The organism is Paraflavitalea speifideaquila (genome assembly GCF_032395985.1).
GTDB classification, from domain to species: domain Bacteria; phylum Bacteroidota; class Bacteroidia; order Chitinophagales; family Chitinophagaceae; genus Paraflavitalea; species Paraflavitalea speifideaquila.
In genome coordinates, this window is the sequence record NZ_CP135920.1 from 6,930,120 (window position 1) to 6,946,359 (window position 16,240).

The 16,240-nt window shown below is 47.2% G+C and carries 21 protein-coding genes and 1 pseudogene; 9 read left to right on the forward strand and 13 right to left on the reverse strand.

Features of this window, described 5'->3' with window-relative positions; all coding sequences use genetic code 11:
- Positions 1–699: 699 nt before the first annotated feature.
- The 3 genes and pseudogenes from RS881_RS62435 to RS881_RS60930 form a co-directional block, all read left to right on the forward strand.
- Positions 700–1,160: pseudogene (locus RS881_RS62435) on the forward strand (sigma-54-dependent transcriptional regulator); the annotation flags it as partial.
- A gap of 57 nt (positions 1,161–1,217) precedes the next feature.
- On the forward strand, positions 1,218–1,604 hold the full coding sequence (locus RS881_RS62440) for an AAA-type ATPase lid domain-containing protein (protein WP_484557646.1): 387 nt from the start codon (positions 1,218–1,220) through the stop codon (positions 1,602–1,604).
- Complete coding sequence (locus tag RS881_RS60930; protein ID WP_350340331.1) at positions 1,568–1,678, forward strand: helix-turn-helix domain-containing protein; 111 nt, start codon at positions 1,568–1,570, stop codon at positions 1,676–1,678. Before RS881_RS62440 ends, RS881_RS60930 begins: the two co-directional genes overlap by 37 nt.
- Positions 1,679–1,680: 2 nt before the next feature.
- On the opposite strand, the gene RS881_RS47625 is transcribed toward RS881_RS60930, so the two are convergent.
- The 10 genes from RS881_RS47625 to RS881_RS47670 all read right to left on the reverse strand — a co-directional run bounded on the left by RS881_RS47625 (position 1,681) and on the right by RS881_RS47670 (position 9,171).
- Positions 1,681–1,860 (reverse strand): hypothetical protein, encoded by a 180-nt coding sequence (locus RS881_RS47625; protein ID WP_315817247.1) that lies wholly within the window; start codon positions 1,858–1,860, stop codon positions 1,681–1,683.
- The gene (locus RS881_RS47630) at positions 1,860–2,513 is read right to left on the reverse strand and encodes an amidohydrolase family protein (protein ID WP_315817248.1); all 654 of its coding nucleotides are present in this window, start codon (positions 2,511–2,513) and stop codon (positions 1,860–1,862) included. Before RS881_RS47630 ends, RS881_RS47625 begins: the two co-directional genes overlap by 1 nt.
- A gap of 103 nt (positions 2,514–2,616) precedes the next feature.
- Positions 2,617–2,952 (reverse strand): hypothetical protein, encoded by a 336-nt coding sequence (locus RS881_RS47635; protein WP_315817249.1) that lies wholly within the window; start codon positions 2,950–2,952, stop codon positions 2,617–2,619.
- A 243-nt stretch (positions 2,953–3,195) separates the two neighbouring features.
- Positions 3,196–3,513 carry a hypothetical protein gene (locus RS881_RS47640; protein ID WP_315817250.1) on the reverse strand — a complete coding sequence of 106 codons (318 nt, stop codon included), beginning with the start codon at positions 3,511–3,513 and terminating at the stop codon, positions 3,196–3,198.
- A 153-nt stretch (positions 3,514–3,666) separates the two neighbouring features.
- Positions 3,667–4,587 (reverse strand): aminotransferase class I/II-fold pyridoxal phosphate-dependent enzyme, encoded by a 921-nt coding sequence (locus RS881_RS47645; RefSeq protein ID WP_315817251.1) that lies wholly within the window; start codon positions 4,585–4,587, stop codon positions 3,667–3,669.
- 4 nt (positions 4,588–4,591) lie between these two features.
- A complete protein-coding gene (locus tag RS881_RS47650) occupies positions 4,592–6,511 on the reverse strand; it encodes a hypothetical protein (protein WP_315817252.1) in 1,920 nt (639 codons plus the stop codon).
- 131 nt (positions 6,512–6,642) lie between these two features.
- Positions 6,643–7,263, reverse strand: a complete 621-nt coding sequence (locus RS881_RS47655) for a hypothetical protein (RefSeq protein WP_315817253.1) — start codon at positions 7,261–7,263, stop codon at positions 6,643–6,645.
- Complete coding sequence (locus tag RS881_RS47660; protein ID WP_315817254.1) at positions 7,257–7,823, reverse strand: hypothetical protein; 567 nt, start codon at positions 7,821–7,823, stop codon at positions 7,257–7,259. Before RS881_RS47660 ends, RS881_RS47655 begins: the two co-directional genes overlap by 7 nt.
- Positions 7,708–8,349 (reverse strand): hypothetical protein, encoded by a 642-nt coding sequence (locus RS881_RS47665; protein ID WP_315817255.1) that lies wholly within the window; start codon positions 8,347–8,349, stop codon positions 7,708–7,710. The genes RS881_RS47660 and RS881_RS47665 overlap by 116 nt, the downstream gene beginning before the upstream one ends.
- A gap of 42 nt (positions 8,350–8,391) precedes the next feature.
- Complete coding sequence (locus tag RS881_RS47670; protein ID WP_315817256.1) at positions 8,392–9,171, reverse strand: hypothetical protein; 780 nt, start codon at positions 9,169–9,171, stop codon at positions 8,392–8,394.
- Positions 9,172–9,577: 406 nt separating this feature from the next.
- On the opposite strand from RS881_RS47670, the gene RS881_RS62040 reads away from it, so the two are divergent.
- The 6 genes from RS881_RS62040 to RS881_RS47695 all read left to right on the forward strand — a co-directional run bounded on the left by RS881_RS62040 (position 9,578) and on the right by RS881_RS47695 (position 12,725).
- Positions 9,578–9,982, forward strand: coding sequence for a ThuA domain-containing protein (locus RS881_RS62040; protein ID WP_425476407.1), 405 nt, complete (start codon positions 9,578–9,580; stop codon positions 9,980–9,982).
- Positions 9,970–10,269 (forward strand): ThuA domain-containing protein, encoded by a 300-nt coding sequence (locus tag RS881_RS62045; protein ID WP_425476325.1) that lies wholly within the window; start codon positions 9,970–9,972, stop codon positions 10,267–10,269. The genes RS881_RS62040 and RS881_RS62045 overlap by 13 nt, the downstream gene beginning before the upstream one ends.
- Positions 10,270–10,382: 113 nt before the next feature.
- On the forward strand, positions 10,383–11,048 hold the full coding sequence (locus RS881_RS47680; RefSeq protein ID WP_315817257.1) for a Gfo/Idh/MocA family protein: 666 nt from the start codon (positions 10,383–10,385) through the stop codon (positions 11,046–11,048).
- Between the two features lie 155 nt (positions 11,049–11,203).
- The gene (locus RS881_RS47685; protein WP_425476326.1) at positions 11,204–11,683 is read left to right on the forward strand and encodes a hypothetical protein; all 480 of its coding nucleotides are present in this window, start codon (positions 11,204–11,206) and stop codon (positions 11,681–11,683) included.
- Between the two features lie 90 nt (positions 11,684–11,773).
- The gene (locus RS881_RS47690) at positions 11,774–12,340 is read left to right on the forward strand and encodes a Crp/Fnr family transcriptional regulator (protein WP_315817259.1); all 567 of its coding nucleotides are present in this window, start codon (positions 11,774–11,776) and stop codon (positions 12,338–12,340) included.
- Between the two features lie 67 nt (positions 12,341–12,407).
- A complete protein-coding gene (locus tag RS881_RS47695) occupies positions 12,408–12,725 on the forward strand; it encodes a DMT family transporter (protein WP_315817260.1) in 318 nt (105 codons plus the stop codon).
- 127 nt (positions 12,726–12,852) lie between these two features.
- On the opposite strand, the gene RS881_RS47700 is transcribed toward RS881_RS47695, so the two are convergent.
- The 3 genes from RS881_RS47700 to RS881_RS47710 form a co-directional block, all read right to left on the reverse strand.
- Positions 12,853–14,424: an MFS transporter gene (locus tag RS881_RS47700; protein ID WP_315817261.1), complete on the reverse strand. Its 1,572-nt coding sequence runs from the start codon at positions 14,422–14,424 to the stop codon at positions 12,853–12,855.
- Between the two features lie 96 nt (positions 14,425–14,520).
- Positions 14,521–15,105 (reverse strand): bifunctional 4-hydroxy-2-oxoglutarate aldolase/2-dehydro-3-deoxy-phosphogluconate aldolase, encoded by a 585-nt coding sequence (locus tag RS881_RS47705; RefSeq protein ID WP_315817262.1) that lies wholly within the window; start codon positions 15,103–15,105, stop codon positions 14,521–14,523.
- A 69-nt stretch (positions 15,106–15,174) separates the two neighbouring features.
- Positions 15,175–16,197 (reverse strand): PfkB family carbohydrate kinase, encoded by a 1,023-nt coding sequence (locus RS881_RS47710; protein WP_315817263.1) that lies wholly within the window; start codon positions 16,195–16,197, stop codon positions 15,175–15,177.
- Between the last annotated feature and the right edge of the window lie 43 nt (positions 16,198–16,240).

Genomic DNA, 16,240 nt, shown 5'->3' on the forward strand with positions numbered 1-16,240 from the left:
TCCGAATTCTTCCTGCCGCCTACTATCACCGTTTGGTTTTGATCTTCCCGGGTTTACATTCTATCTGCTAAGGCACCGGGCAGAACATTACCTACTCTTTCCCTGCCGCCGTTTACCTGAAAGGAGTTTTGAAAGTTTGCAACCGGGTTCATTGTTGATGAACCGGCAACAGGAGACGCTATTGGCTTGTCCTGTTACTGGTGTCTTCATCTACATCCCGCCGTTGTCATACTTACAAAGCCGATCAATGATTCTATCTCCTACCTGGTGTAATGAATTTATTAACGGCGTATCAACGGCTTCGTTATGGAAAACCTATCGGTATGTGTGCTACATACAGGGAAAGCTGATCATCCGGAATCGGAGGCTATCACAGCCGCCTTACAGATGAAGGGCATTGTTTGTTGCAAGCAGATTGGCGCCGACAATAAGGTGGTCATTTTGTGCTGGCAGGAAAAGGCAGCTTTTGAAGCAGTAACAGTTCAACTACAGCAGTTATGCAGTACTGATTGCAAAGTAATGGTGCTTTCAATTAACCATACTATTGCAGATATATTGAAATGGCAGTTGGTACAAGCCGGTGCCAGTGATGTGATGACCTGGAAGAAAGATGAAGCTGTAACCGGGCTCCTGCTCTCCCGCATCAAAAGATGGAAGCTGATCAATGACCAGATCCAATCGGATATTGTACAGCGCACCATGATCGGGGAAAGTAAAACCTGGAAGAACTTCCTAGGCAAAGTGATTGAGGCTGCCTGGTTCACCAACCATCATATTCTACTCATGGGAGAATCAGGCACGGGAAAAGAAATGACAGCAGGATTGATACACGCGCTGGACCAGCGCAAAGAGAAGGGAGGACTGGTACTGCTGGATTGTACCACCATCGTACCAGAATTATCAGGCAGTGAGTTCTATGGGCATGAGAAGGAGCATTCACCAATGCGATATATACCCGCGAAGGTGCTTTTGCCCTGGCTGATAAAGGTTCTCTATTCCTGGATGAATTGGGTGAACTGCCATTGACATTACAAGCCGGTTTGCTGCGTGTAATACAGGAGGGGACTTATAAACGGGTGGGTAGCAATACCTGGAACAAAACACACTTTCGGCTGGTTTGCGCTACCAACAGGAATCTAAAGGAAGAGATTACAAAAGGCAATTTCCGGGAGGACCTTTACTTCAGGGTAGCTTCTGCCGTACTAACGCTTCCTCCCTTGCGTGAGCGGCGGGAAGACATTCCCGAACTGGCGCGGTACTTCCTGCGGCAGGAACTTAAACTGGTGGCTGCACCCGACATAGACAATACGGTCATGAATTACTTGGTGAGTCGTGATTATCCGGGGAATATAAGGGAGTTAAAGCAGCTAATGGCCAGGATTGCGATGCGGTATACAGGGGAAGGCTTTATTAGTATTGGTGATATACCAGAAGATGAATTGCCAGATTGCCAACATCTCAAACAAGCCTGGAATCAGCAACACCAGAGCATGCAACAATCTATCCGGCTGGCCATTGCCAGTGGTAAGGATCTGCTAAAGATAAAAATGATATTGCCATGCTGGCTATGGAGATCGCCCTCGAAGATTGTGGCGGCAACCTGAAGCTGGCAGCACGCAAACTGAATGTGGAGGTGAGGACCTTGCAGTATATCAGAAAGAGAAATGAGGTTGGGTAAGGTTAAGTATTAATCAGCCACGGATCACGATATTCGTAAGTGAGTGGTTCGTCTGTTTTAGAGAAGTTGGGTTTGGAGCGGCCTGCTGTTTTGTATTCACCATTGCGCACGTTCTCTGTAAGGTGCAGGAAGTTACCGGCCAACATACGTTGCAAGTCGGTTTTGTTGCGGGTAAGCACCATTACCTTTTTAGCTCAACAGCCGGATGAAGCCAGGGGCCATCCGTTCCAAAGAGTATCTTACCGGGGCCTGCCCGTTTGAATGCCATTTCCAACAGGTCAAAGCGCCGTATGCCGGAAGTATCTGTAAATATATTGGGGTGCCTTTCCATCATGGGTATGAGCGCAATCTGTGCCCGCCAGTCGTCGGAAAAACTGGACAGATGAGGTATGATAAAATTAACTTCCGGGTATTCAGTAGCCAGTAATTCAATCATGGATACCTCTCCTACTACATCATACAATACCGGTACAGCATAGTATTTAGCCGCTTCACATATTTCTCTCGAAATGCGGGCATCATGCCGGTGCACTTTAATGCCGCAGAACCCATATTGGGTCACAGCTTTGCTCACCAGGTCAAATACACGCCCCCGGTCATTCACAGCATGTACAAAAGCAAATCCATAAAACCGCCGCGGCTGCTTGTTGACAATAACAGCAACCGCCGCATTGGCTTTGGCATAGTCGGAATGAAATGCGGCAAACAGGTTGGTCCTTTGTATGCCTGCTTCTTCCGACCACCGTAGAAAATTCTTCAGTGGTGCACTGGTATCCCAGGGACCAGTAAGTCCGTCGCCTTTCCCGGCATGGCAGTGTGCGTCTATGATTAACATTGGTAGGAATTGTTGTGAATCGAGAATCGGCAATAGATCGCTGATAAATATTGTGGGTCCGCTAAAAGAATCAAGGTAATAATCAGTAATTAATAATGAATAATTATACAATGATCTCCCAGGTAACTACCTGTACGTTTTCCGGGGCAAGCCCTGTTCCGGAGGCTACCCGTTGGGCTAATTGGTTGAGCTGATCGAAGGTGGCTTGCTGGCCACGCATGTCAAGGATCACCTTCTGATCCAGTGGGTTGCCGGCTGCATCCCGCGGCCCCTGTTGCATACGGCGACCTATTTGTTGCTGCAGGTTACGGATAAGGGCATCCTGGTTTTGAATATTGTAGTTCTTTACTTCGATCATGGCATCTGCCGGATTGATATCAGGAATAACACTGTTGCGCGGTGGTACCGGCCTCCCCTGCGCTCCTTTGATCCATCCCACTGGCTGACTGCCAAGAAAAGTTTTTGCCCCGGCATGCCCAGCTTCTTGAAAAACAGTTGCAGGTCTTTTTCAGACTGGTGCCATGATGGGCGTTGCCTTTATTAATGGTGTCAATGTACTTTTGGTACCTGGCTTTTACCGCCGCACTTCTGGCCCTTTTTAGTTTGTCGTTCCAGTGCTGCAATAGATCAGTACGTTGGCGATTGCCGATACTGATAATAGTAGACTTCGGTACCTGCCCTGCTACAGAAGATAAATTGGCCGGCGGTGCGCCTTTTTGCTGGCAGCATTGGCAAGCCCCGATCCGATCTTTACGGCGGTGCCCAATACAGACCCAAGGAATTGTTCCTCCTCAAACTCTTTTTGTTGAGCAGATCTACAATCATGTGCAGGTCTGAAATACCGTGAATTTCTTCGCTGGCGCCAGTTCTTATGCGCAGGAGCGGCCATTCCATGTGCACATTGCAGGCAGGAACAGCTGTCTTTATGTGCCGGTGCGCCGTCCGGTGTAAGCTTGAGCATTTCCTGTTCGGTTAGTATTTCCTGTAATAGCGTTGACATGATCTAATTGTTTAATTAATGAATGGTTCTTTTTAATAGCATCAGCCAGGGCCTGAATTTCTCCCGATGTGTGATCGCTATGGAGTACCAAAGAAAGAGCTGGCTGTTGTTCTCCATGGGGAGTGACCAATACCGTTTTGATATGGCTCGTTTTCAATTCTTCCCACAGCCTGATGGTTTGATGCCGGGACTGGCACCGGATGGATTGTACCGGAAATATACCCCCTGTACTTTGATCCCGGCTTGTTGCAAAAGGGTCCTTAACAGGTTAATATTTCTCCAGAGTACGGCCCTTCTTTCATCACCTTCCTGCCGGTTGATCCGGAAGGCATTCATGGCAGCCTGTAGATGAGCTTGGCTTACCGGACTTGAGTTTACCCTGGTTTCACTGTGCCTGGCAAAGGATTCAATAAAAGCCTGCGTGCTGCTGATAACAGACATCGGTACGCCAAATCCTTTGGCCAGGGAAACGATGGTGATGATGGTATTGGTGCTGTTGGACTGCCAGCGCAGCAATCCACCTCCTCCTTTACCAAGAGGCCTCCGGACCTGTTTTCCGGCGCCCAGTACCCCGAATGCCTGGGTATCATCTACAATAACACATCCATTCAGCGGCTTTACGGTTGCAGCATATTGTTGCAGCGGAGCAGCGGTACCGCAGGCAGGACACCAACCGTCGCTAACAATCACAGGGATCTTTGACGGTGCGCTATTCCTTCTTATCAGGTCCGAGACATGTGCTGCATCAAAATGCCGGAATGGGTGAACGGGGATATTGCTGAGTAACAACTTTTCTATGCCATACCTCGAAACGGGGTACACTTTTTCATCGATGAACAGGTGTACCGGCCGGTGGCGCAGGAAATCGAACAGGTCCCAGTAAAGGTGCAGGGTGGAAGGCGCCGTCAATCCTTTCTCCAGCCCCTGCATACCTGCCACATAATTGCCTACACCTACAGCAAGATCCGATTCTCCCAGCACGGCAGGTACTCCGGTGGTCAACTGTTGCCATCCTTTCAATTCATTACTGCTATGTTTCATTCCAAGGTACAGCGACGATGTAAAATCCATCATAACTTCATCTTGCTGTTTTTTGTTCTTTGAGTCTGCGTAATAAATGAGTAGAAGGTTGTTGCGCATCGATCACCGCACCATCTTCACGGGTAAGATCAACCCCTGTTACGGCACGATAAGCATGCATATAGTTCTGGATCTGCGGCCGCCAGAAGATAGCCCAGTTGGCCGCCTGATCACGGTTGAATACAGTGCTCCAGGCGCCAAACCTGATCGACAGGAGGATCTGTTCGCCAAATACACCGAGGTCACGGAAATGAAGCACACTGGTTTTTGTCCAGCCATGTAACTGGTTCAATACAGCAGCCCTGTCCATCCATGCTTCGGGATAAGGCACCATCTGACGGGTAGGCAAAAATTCCCGGAATTCCGGACGGGCCAGCAGGTATTGCTGCATCAACATTTCAATACGGGCAGTGGAGGGAAGATCACCATACTGGTTATGGGCACCCTCACTCAGGATCATGTGTACTTCCTTCAGCGCATTCATGATGGGGAAGCCATCGGCCACAACCGTAGTGTCGTCATACTGCCGGTAGAATTTCATACAAAGGTTCATCAGCATGTGAAAAGCTTCGATGAATTTGCTGCGGCTATCGGCCGTACGCATATTGCTGACAGCTTTTCCCTGGAGAGTAATGCCATAATGGTGATCATACTCATAAGCGCGGCGACGTACGGTGAGGCGGTGCTGTTCGTCCTGTATATATCCCCACATCAGGTTACTTAACGGACGTAAAGGACCTACTTCCAGATTGGCGAGGGGGTCTACTGCTCCTTCACCCTTGATGTTCTGGAACCGACGCGCAATGGTGTTCACCCCTTGGACCATCATACTTTCTTCGTGCCAATAGCTCCAGATAAGCTCCAGGTAAATGGGCTGCTGAATACGTTCGGAGATAATGCCAAAGCAGGTATCAGCCACGCGGCCATTACTGGTATCGATGAAATTGCTGAGAGCATCTTCAAAGCTGGTGGATTTGAAATCAATATCACTTAGCTTGTTGCGGATGATGGCGAGGTAAGGAATGATCTGCAATACTTCGCCGTTAGAATCGGATACCGTTTGCAGGTAACCGGAGAGATCACCGGTACTGTTGGCCAGGTTCACCATCACAAATGCTTCGGTGGCTATTTTGATGGATCGATACGCGTCTGTATCATTGAAAGGGAGTTTCCGGCGCTTTTTGAGGCGCTTCAATTCTTTCTGGAACAGGCTTTCATGATCGATGGGAATATCTTCTCCGCAGAAGATAACATTCATGAAATCATAATAGTTCCTGAAAGAAAGGGCTTCTGTGGCATCCCTGATGGCTTCCCAAAGCTTTACATCTTTTGTAAATAAGGGGTTTACAGGTTGCAAGCCTACCGGGAAGTAAGACGGATTGTTGATGCGGTCACGATTGAGGCCGGTCTCATCCGAAATACCCTGATTGGCAATATTGGGCTGCATGAATTCATTCAAAGATTGCTGCACATAAAATGCATCAGACTCTGCCAGTAACACCTCTCTTATTTTACCGGTTTCCTTATCAAAGCCTTTGAGCTGGATCACTTTTTCGCCCGATGCGAGATCTGATAGATCCAGCAGGCATTCCAGCACAATATCGGCACTATCGCCGGAAGGAATAAGGATGGGGCTGGCTGCATCGAAAATGTATTTCACTTTTAATTCCTGGTCATCCGCCGGAGAATAGAAAACAAAGAAGGGAGGAAAATGCTGCCCGTTGGTGGACTTACTTACATTTTCTGCCCGGAAGCTAATTGTGAGGTAGATGATATCACCCACCTTTACCAGCCTGTCTTTGGGATTATTGAGCACTTTACCCACATCGATGACCGGCGTCTCGGAAATCGAGCTGAAGTCAAAGGAGTGGTTACCCGACCTGTTAAAGACCGGGTTGACAAAGTTTACAGTAGCCATGTTGAATAATTTTTATTTTCATAAATGTTATTTGCATCAGATATTCACCAGTGCCCAATGACGAAGCATATTGGTCAATACCCTGTTTTCAGTAAAGGGCGTAATCACATCATCGGCCCTGGCCTGCCCTATCACTGCAAACACCAGCGAGGGACGTTGTTTTTCATGACATCCTTGTCATTTTTCCATTGGCGGTAATAAGCCCTTAGTTGTTCCGGTTGTCGTTCCTGGTAAGGGAATATGTCGCCTATCATTTTACCCTTCAATTTTAATGGCTTGTGTTCTGACACCAGTTTTGCAAATGCTGGCAGGGTGGCTTCCAGGTTGTTGATCAATGCCAGGGAGGCTGGTTTTAATCCTGCCTTTGGATACATGGATTCCCACAAACGCTCCAGGCGATACCACTGATCTTCCGGATAGACAAGTTTGCCAAAGGCAAGGCTGATCTTTACGCGTATCCAGGGAAAAGGATGGGGATCATTATCTACGGCTCTGAATACAAAGTATTTTGGCAGGCTTACTACACTCATTAGGCCGGTGGTGGCGCTAATGCCTAGAAAGGATACCGACCAAAAGTCAGACAGTATTTCGGATATCCACCGGTTCAGCAGTTTCCAGGATTCACTGCGGGCAGTATCTCGCCGTGACAGATCATTGAGTACTGGTTTCAGTGACGGTATCAGGTCCAGTAATGCCGAACCCTGGTGCCCCACTTCATGAACCAATGAGGACCCGATGCCGCTGGCTACCATTCTTTCGCGGGGATTTTGATCACCGCTACCGGATTTTCATCACCGCCCGGCAACCGGGTGCGGGCTCTACGGATAGCGGCACCATGTCCCCGATCAAGATAACAGATCAGTGGCGGTGCTTCCAGTAAAAAGCGGTTCATCTTGAGTGCATCTTTGGCGAATACATCAAGGCCAGCCACCCAGATACCAGTTTCATTTTCGCCCCGCTGGCTCACCACATCGCCAAAGATGTCGAACTGATCCAGCAGTGCATTGAATTGCAGTTTCAGCACTGCGTAAGCGGCCTGACATTTTTCCGTATGCATCCGGTGCGGCTCCTTCATCCTGTCAACAAATTGCCTGACTTTAGCAGCCAGCAATTCTTTACCCGTACGCATCAGCTCATAAATGTTCTTCTGCGCTACATAAGGTAGAGCTGCTGCTATGACCATGGGCATCGACGTTTCAAAGGGCTGCATCTGCGATAAGCGTGTCAGCAATCCCTGCGCCTCGTTGATGAGGAACCGACGGTATTTCAGATCGCGCCCTGTAGTACCAGTTGATTGCCTTGTCTGAACCATCTTCCCTGTTTTTTGATGAGGGGGCCATATTACCCGAAGGAGATTGTAAGCGGCGTTGGGCCAATACTGGCCGTGCAGCCTGGTTGATTGCCTGTGTAACCAGTGTTCTTGGAGGGCCTCCAGCACCTTCACTGAGGGCTTTATTGAGGTATTTGGCAGCCTTGCGCACTACCCGCAGGTAGTCGACCGCTTCTGCTTCACCTACTTCATTAAAGAGCCAGTTGCTGGCTGCATTGGCCAATTGCCCTCCTATGTTGGCGCCTGTGCTTCCTCCCAGGTAGGAACCAAGGTTACGGCCTACACTGGGCAACATTTTCTTACCGAAACTTTTGGCACCAGCTACAAAGTCTTTCTTAACTGCCTGGCCTTGGGGTGAGTTGTACAGCCGCTTGGCAGCATTCCATACATTGCCAAGGAAGTTCTCAAATTCATATTCATTGCTAACGGATAACAGTTCGTGGACGAGTTCCCCTTCACCTTCGAATTCAAATTCAGTGTTGAACTCGTATTCATATAAGCTACTCATGTAAGTAAATTTTAAGGTATTGAAAAATGGTTATTACGGTTATCAGGCTCCGTAAACGATGATGTTATTGCCATCCTTTACCCAGGTGCCCGAAGTACCTGCATCGGCTCCATTGCCGCTATCATATCCGGCTCCACCGGCATAAGCACTTGCGCTTGCACCAGCTCCAGTTCCTGCTCCAATTCCTGCCCTGCCACCTGGCCTGCCATACCTACCACCACCACGACGTTTGCGCAGCAAACCGGGCGCATGGTTATAAGCAGCCTGTTTTAGGGCGTTACCTACAGCAGCTTTGGGAGAAGCACCGGCTGCGGCTGCTGAAGAGGCGCGACGGGTAGCATCGGAAGCAAAGCGAACAAAGCGGCGTGCCACTTCAAATTCACGGTCTTCATTACTGAGGCCTTCCAATTCCAGTTCAAACATAGAGGAGGCAAATCCGCCCAGCTTACTGCCGATCACACCGCCTATGCCAGGCGCCACCAGGTTACCAAGTGCACCACCGGCGATGGGCAACGCTTTTTTGGCAATGGATTTCAAACCGCCCAGCAGCCCTTTGCCCACTGATGATTTGGCAAAATTGGAAACACCCCGGCCTATTTTCTTAAATACATTACCGAGGAACTGCTCCAGTTCATACTCATTGGTAACTTCCAATAACTGAGTTGCCAATTCCAATTCCAGCGCTTCGCCTTCCAGTTCGCCTTCAAACTCAAATTCACCTTCGCCTTCTCCTTCAAATTCAAACTCAAATTCGCCTTCGCCTTCATATTCGAATTCATTATTGAATTCATACTCGTTGGTGGTTCGATCAATGTTGTGCATAATAAAATGTTTTAAAATGAAGAAAATGATTATTAGAACTTGTAACCATGTGTTACGTCAATGTAACATTCAAAGGCAGTACCAGTCAGCAAACAGATTGTTTGTCAAGCAGTTGAATGAATAGCAGGCATGAAAAAAATTCGCTGCGACTTGACACAGGCATGCAGGCAGGAAAAAAATTCGCCTGGAAGCGGCCCCGAAGGCTTTGGGGAGTGGGTGGTAAGTGATGAACGGTCATAGGACATGGAGAAGACTCGGAATGGGAATGTTCCCGTGATGGGTTTAATAAATTTAATACGAGTAAGGATACCGGTAATTAGTGATTTGCATTAGCTTCACGGTATAACTTAATTCCCACTCAATGACAACCCATATGATCAATCAAACCAAAGTACCGGCCTTTTTGATGATAATTTTATTGTTGTCCTTTGCTGCTAAAGCCCAAAAGAATAAGATCCTGGTATTTTGCAAAACAGCAGGGTATTATCACCAGTCGATCCCTGATGGAAAACTCGCTATCATTAAACTGGGACAGGAAAACAAGTTTGGGGTAGATACGAGTTCAGATGCTACCGTATTTAACAAAGACAATTTAAAGCAATACAAAGCAGTGGTATTCCTAAGCACTACAGGGAATGTACTGAATGAAGAACAACAGGCAGCCTTTGAACAATATATTCGTTCCGGTGGCGGATTTGTAGGTGTACATGCTGCTACGGACACAGAATATGACTGGCCCTGGTATGGCAAACTGGTCGGAGCCTGGTTCAAAAGTCATCCCCCACCCAGGAAGCAACATTGGATATTGTAGATAGTAAACATATAGCCACGAAACATTTGCCCAAACGCTGGACGCGGAAAGACGAATGGTACAATTACAAGTGGATGGCAGATGATTTACATGTCTTGATCACGATCGATGAGACTTCTTATACAGGCGAACGCATGGGTACTACGCATCCTATGAGTTGGTACCATGAATTTGATGGAGGCCGCGCTTTCTACACAGAACTGGGGCATACCAAAGAATCCTTTACAACAGATACTTTATACCTGCAGCATTTACTGGGTGGTATACAGTATGCCATTAAGAAGTAAACAGTTGATTATTGATTACTGATTATTCGCTCCTGAACGGTAAATGGTCGGGATCTATATGGTTCCCGCAAAACTTAACAGCTATCCAATAGCATCATTCTAATGACTTTAATATGAACAATCCTAAACAACCCAATCAACTTAGCAGAAGAAGTTTTGTAAGGAATACGCTTACCGCCTCGGTGGGCATTATGATCATACCACGGTTTGTAATGGGGGGCAAGGGATATACGGCCCCCAGTGATAAGATCACCCTGGGATTTATTGGTACGGGTAAGCAATCACGTGGCCTGGTAAAGGGATTTGCATCCCGGGCCCAGGTACTGGCCGGTGCCGACGTAGACGGTAAGAAGCTGGCACTGTTTCAGCAGATCACGGAAAAGTTGTATGCAGATGCCAAGGATCAAACGCAGTATAAGGGCTTTATAGCTTATCAAGATTTTCAGGAATTACTGAGCCGCAAGGATATTGACGCCGTAATGATAGCTACTCCCGATCATTGGCATGCGGTGCAATCCATCATGGCTGCCAATGCCGGGAAGCATGTGTATTGTGAAAAACCGCTGGCGCATTCTATCGAAGAAGGCAGGGCAATGGTGAAAGCTATGAAACGTAATGATGTTATTCTGCAAACGGGCAGTATGCAGCGCTCTAATAAGAATTTCAGGCATGCCTGTGAACTGGTGCGCAATGGTTACCTGGGTGAGATCAGCGAGGTACTGGTCAACGTAGGTAAACCCGGTATTGTCTGTCCTACCCGAACAGCCTATACCGGCTGAACTAAACTGGGTACAATGGGTAGGGCCAGCAGCACTAAGGCCTTTCAATGCTGTATTAGCTCCTCCCGTTGAACAGGATATTTTTCCCAACTGGCGTAACTATAAAGAATTTGGAGGGGTATCCTGAGTGATTGGGAGCCCACATGTTTGATATTGTGCAGTGGGCACTGGATAAAGACAAAAGCGGCCCGGTGGCTTTCTATCCTCCTGATGGAAAGAACTACAAAACGCTCACCATGGTCTATGACAATGGAGTAATCGTAAAACATGAAGATTTTGGCAGGGGCTTTGGAGTGCGGTTTATTGGCAGCAAGGGCAGCCTGGATATCAGCCGCTCATTCATAGACAGTAAGCCAGGAAATATCGCAACGGCTGTGATCCAGCCTAATGAAACACACTTGTACAACAGTGAGAACCATCACCAGGACTGGCTGGATGCCATTAAAAGTGGCAAACCTCCCATCTGTGATGCAGAAACAGGTCACCGCACGAGCTCCCTTTGCTGTATTGCCAATATTGCCTACTGGCTTAATCGTCCTTTGAAATGGAATCCCAGGCGGGAACGTTTTATTGGCGATGCAGAGGCGAACAACCTGGCAGATGCTGTTATGGAACACGGCTGGAAGCTGCGGTAAAACTTCGGAAACCGATAATCGGCAGTCCGCAATCATGTCTTGTGAATAGGTTGATTTGCTACCTTGCAGCAAATTCACCAGAAAAGCCTTTTGCAAAAAGTAATTGAGCATATCCAGCAGATCTATCCGCTACCCCCGCAGGTACTGGAAGAGTTAACTGTTATGCTAACACAGGAAACTTATCCCAAAAACCATGTCTTGTTTCGCGAAGGCAGGGTAGAGCATAAAATGTACTTTATTGAACAAGGGATAGCCAGGGCTTACTGCTACCGCGAAGAAAAGGAGATCACTTTTTGGTTTGGAGCAGAAGGGGATGTGGTATTTTCCTATAATGGCTATGTAGCGGATAAGCCAGGCTATGAAACGGTTGAGCTGCTGGAAGATGCCATTTTATACAGCATATCTTATAAAGACATACGTCATTTATTCGACACCCATATTGAACTGGCCAACTGGGGGCGTAAGTTGGCCGAGTATGAACTGATCAAAACAGAATCCTGCTTTATAGGCCTGCAATTTACCCCTGCTACGGAGCGGTACCGGAACCTGCTGGAAAGTAACCCGGAACTGATACAAAGGGTTCAGCTTGGGCATATTGCGTCGTACCTCGGCGTAACCCAGGTCACCTTGAGCCGCATCAGGGCCGAAATACGGTAATATTTTTAACCTATGTTAAAAATGCCTGCTCCATATAGTTGAACTTTGCCTCCCTAAATGCAAGGTTATGTCATGGATTATCTTAATTATCGCGGGTTTGTTTGAGGTGGGATTTACTACCTGTCTGAAATTATCAAACAACTTTACGAACTGGAAATGGTCTGCCGCTTTTTTTGTCTGTATTGTGCTGAGTTTCCTTTTACTCAATAAAGCCATTCAAAGTATTCCAATTGGAACTGCCTATGCAGTGTGGACGGGTATTGGTGCGGTGGGTACAGTGATCATGGGCATTACACTGTACAAAGAGCCAGCTGATTTCTGGCGCATGTTCTTCATCTTCCTGCTCATTGGCTCCATCGTGGGACTAAAGGTAGTGTCGAAATAAGGAAAAGCGAGTGGTCCCGAAAGCTTTCGGTAGTCAGTTGTGCGTGGGGTAAAACAATGAGGAGTAAGTAATAAGTAAAAGGGTGAGCACTTTATGAGTACTCACCCTTTTTGTTTATAGTGTTGGACTACAGGTCAGTGATTGGTTTGTATTTAGGCACCAATGTTTTCATGATGATCCAGGCTAAGAGGTAAGCCAATGCGCAAATGGTAAACATGATGGTGTAAGCAGTAGCCATTTCAGATTGCACCAATGGTTTCTGTATTTGAAGTAATTTATCAAATGCAATAGGATCAACGATCTTTATTTGTTCAATAACATCCTTTGAAATATTGTTCACGGCTTTAAGGTTTAAATCAACTTTATCGCCATGTTTGGTAACCAGGTCCATGGCCAGCACTTTATCGACGAAAGTTCCTAAACCGGCCGCTTTGGCTTCAGTCCAGGATTTAGCTACTCCGGCAGCAGTATATCCATCAAACAGCCAACCTCCAATTTTTGTAACCAATACGCCACCAATACCGCCCGCCATGCCACCAATACCTACAACAGAGCCTATGGCTTTTTTGGGGAACATATCAGATACGGTGGTGAAGATATTGGCACTCCATGCCTGGTGAGCTGCAGTTCCTATTCCAATAAAGAATACAGGTACCCAGAAACTGATATAACCCAAGGGTTGGGCCATCAGTACCACCAACGGGAATATGGCAATGAGCAACATGGCACGCATACGTCCATCATAAGCCTGGTATCCCTTTCGGATGAAATACATGGGGAACCAACCGCCCGAAATACTACCGATCATGGCAAATGTATAACAGATGGCCAGTGGAAACTGTACGGATTCACCTACCATTCCATATTGGGCTTTGAGGTAAGCAGGCAACCAAAAGAGGAAGAACCACCAAATACCATCAGTACAAAATTTACCAACGGTAAAAGCCCAGGTTTGGCGATAGGTAAGCAATTTAAACCAGGATACTTTGCCATTATCTGGTGCAGCAGCTTGTGCGGGGACTAGTGTTTCTTCACTCGCTTGGATATAGGCAAGTTCAGCAGGGGATAATCTTTTTTGCTTTTCGGGCTTTTCATAGAAGATCCACCAGAAGATGAGCCAAAGAAATCCAACAGCACCAATGATCTCAAATGCAGTGCCCCACCCCCAGTTCTTACTGATCCAGGGCACAGTGAGCGGTGCCAGGATGGCTCCCACATTGGCGCCTGAGTTAAAGATACCGGTTGCAAAAGAACGTTCTTTCTTGGGGAAATATTCGGCAGTTGCTTTGATGGCAGCAGGGAAGTTACCCGCCTCACCAAGGGCCAATACGGCCCGGCAAATCATAAAACCTATTACAGAAAAAGCACCAGCAGCACCAACGATGGCTCCTACTGCCTGTCCGATGGGCTCGGCCTGTGAATGTATGATGGCACCAATTGACCAGATCACAATGGCCCAGGCATATCCTTTTTTAGTACCCAGCCTATCAATGATGCGGCCGGCAAATAACATAAAAATGGCATAGGTGAACTGGAACATGGCAGTAATATTCGCATAATCGCTTTCTGACCAACTGTAGATATTTTCCAGTTCTCCTTTTAATAAGCTCAATACCTGCCTGTCGAGGTAGTTAACTGTGGTTGCAAAGAAAAGGAGCGCACAAATGGTCCACCTGTATTTGCCTATGGCTTGCTGCATGATCGTTTGGGTTTTATGGTTGGTCTGGGGTTATGGAAAACAAGAATTTAGAATACAGAAGCCAGAATCCAGCATAATACAGGATCCCGGATATTTTTATCCTCGTACTTCGTTTACCAATGCTATTGCTTCTTTGGTTTTGCTGATCAGTTGTTCGTAATCTTTCTTCTCCAGTATTTCTTTGGTGATTAGCTTACTGCCCATGCCTACGGCTACCACACCCGATTTAAACCAACCTGTTAAGTTGTCCTTGTTTACTTCCACACCACCCGTTGGCATAAACAGCAGGTCGGGAAAAAGTTCTTTGATGGCGCTTACAAAAGAAGGCCCCAGGAGATTCCCCGGGAATAATTTTATCAGCTTGGCGCCAGCATCCTCAGCTTTGATAATCTCGGTAGTGGTCATACAGCCAGGTATCCACAGCATTTCTTCTTTGTGTACGGTTTCTGCCACTTCTTCAATAATACCAGGCGCAATAATAAAATCCGCGCCGGCTTTGATGTAGGCTTTGGCTTCTTTCTTTCTTTTGATGGTACCAATACCCAATAGTAATTCGGGTAGTTCCTGGTCGCGGGTTTCTTTTAGTAGTTTGAAATTGTCCAGCGCCGCTTCGCCGCGGTTGGTATATTCTACTGCCCTGATACCAGCGGCATACAAGGCTTTGAGTACCGCTACACTCACGGTTGGGTCTGGATGATAATACAGCGGTAATACCCCTTGTTCAGCGATCTTTTAATAATTCCGTTCATGTCAACTGTGCTTGCTAAGTTGTGCAATAATGGTTTCCATATCCTGGTTGGTAGCATCCCCTTTTTCCATCAGCTTTCCAAATGCTGCCCTGGCAGCTACATCAATTACCTTTTGTGGGACATGCTGATGGTAGAGCCCATGGATGAGGCCAGCCATAAAGCAATCGCCACTGCCCACTTTGTCAATGATCTTATTGGCAATCAGTTCGGCAGTATTGTATAAAGCGCCTCCGGTAAATAAAGCTGCATAGTAAAGAATGCCGCCATCGCCATGGTCAAAACGGAAGGTATTGGCTACCGCTTTGCATTTGGGATATTGTTGTTGAATAGCTTCGGATGTTTTAACGGCATGTTGCAGGAAATCTTCTTTCCGGCCATTGAGGTGTATGTTTGGATCAACAGGGATACCCAGCAGGTTATTGGCTGCCCAGATATTGCCCATGATCACATCGCAATACTGGACCAGGTCGGGCATAATGGCCACCGGTTGTTTACCGTATTGCCATAATTTGGCGCGGTAGTTCAGGTCTACCGAAACGGTAATTCCTTTTGCAGCAGCTGCGGCAGCCCCTTCCTTACAAACAGCTACCACATTTTCATTGAGGGCAGGGCTGATGGCGCTGAAATGAAACCAGGAAACATCTTGCAGTACCTTGTCCCAATCGATCATTCCAGGTTGCAGAGCGGCAAAGGAAGAATGTGAACGATCATAAATAACGCCAGCATTTTTCATATCGGCTCCCTGTGGCAGGTAATACAAACCTACCCGGCTACCGGAAAAATGAATGGCAGAAGTATCAATGTTTTTGCTTTGTATTTCTTCGCAGATCTCCTTGGACAAATAATTATCGGGCAAGGCGGTACTATACCTGGCGGGGAGGCCCCAACGGGCCAAAGCCGTGGCTACATTCAGTTCGGCCCCGCCAACATATACGGGCATGGAATGATCCTGTATCCATGCCCGATTGAGTACAGGCGACATGCGCAACAGGAGTTCGCCAAAACAAAATACGGTTCCTTTCATATATGCAACTAATATTGATGGCAGAGGCTCTTTTGAAGCCTCT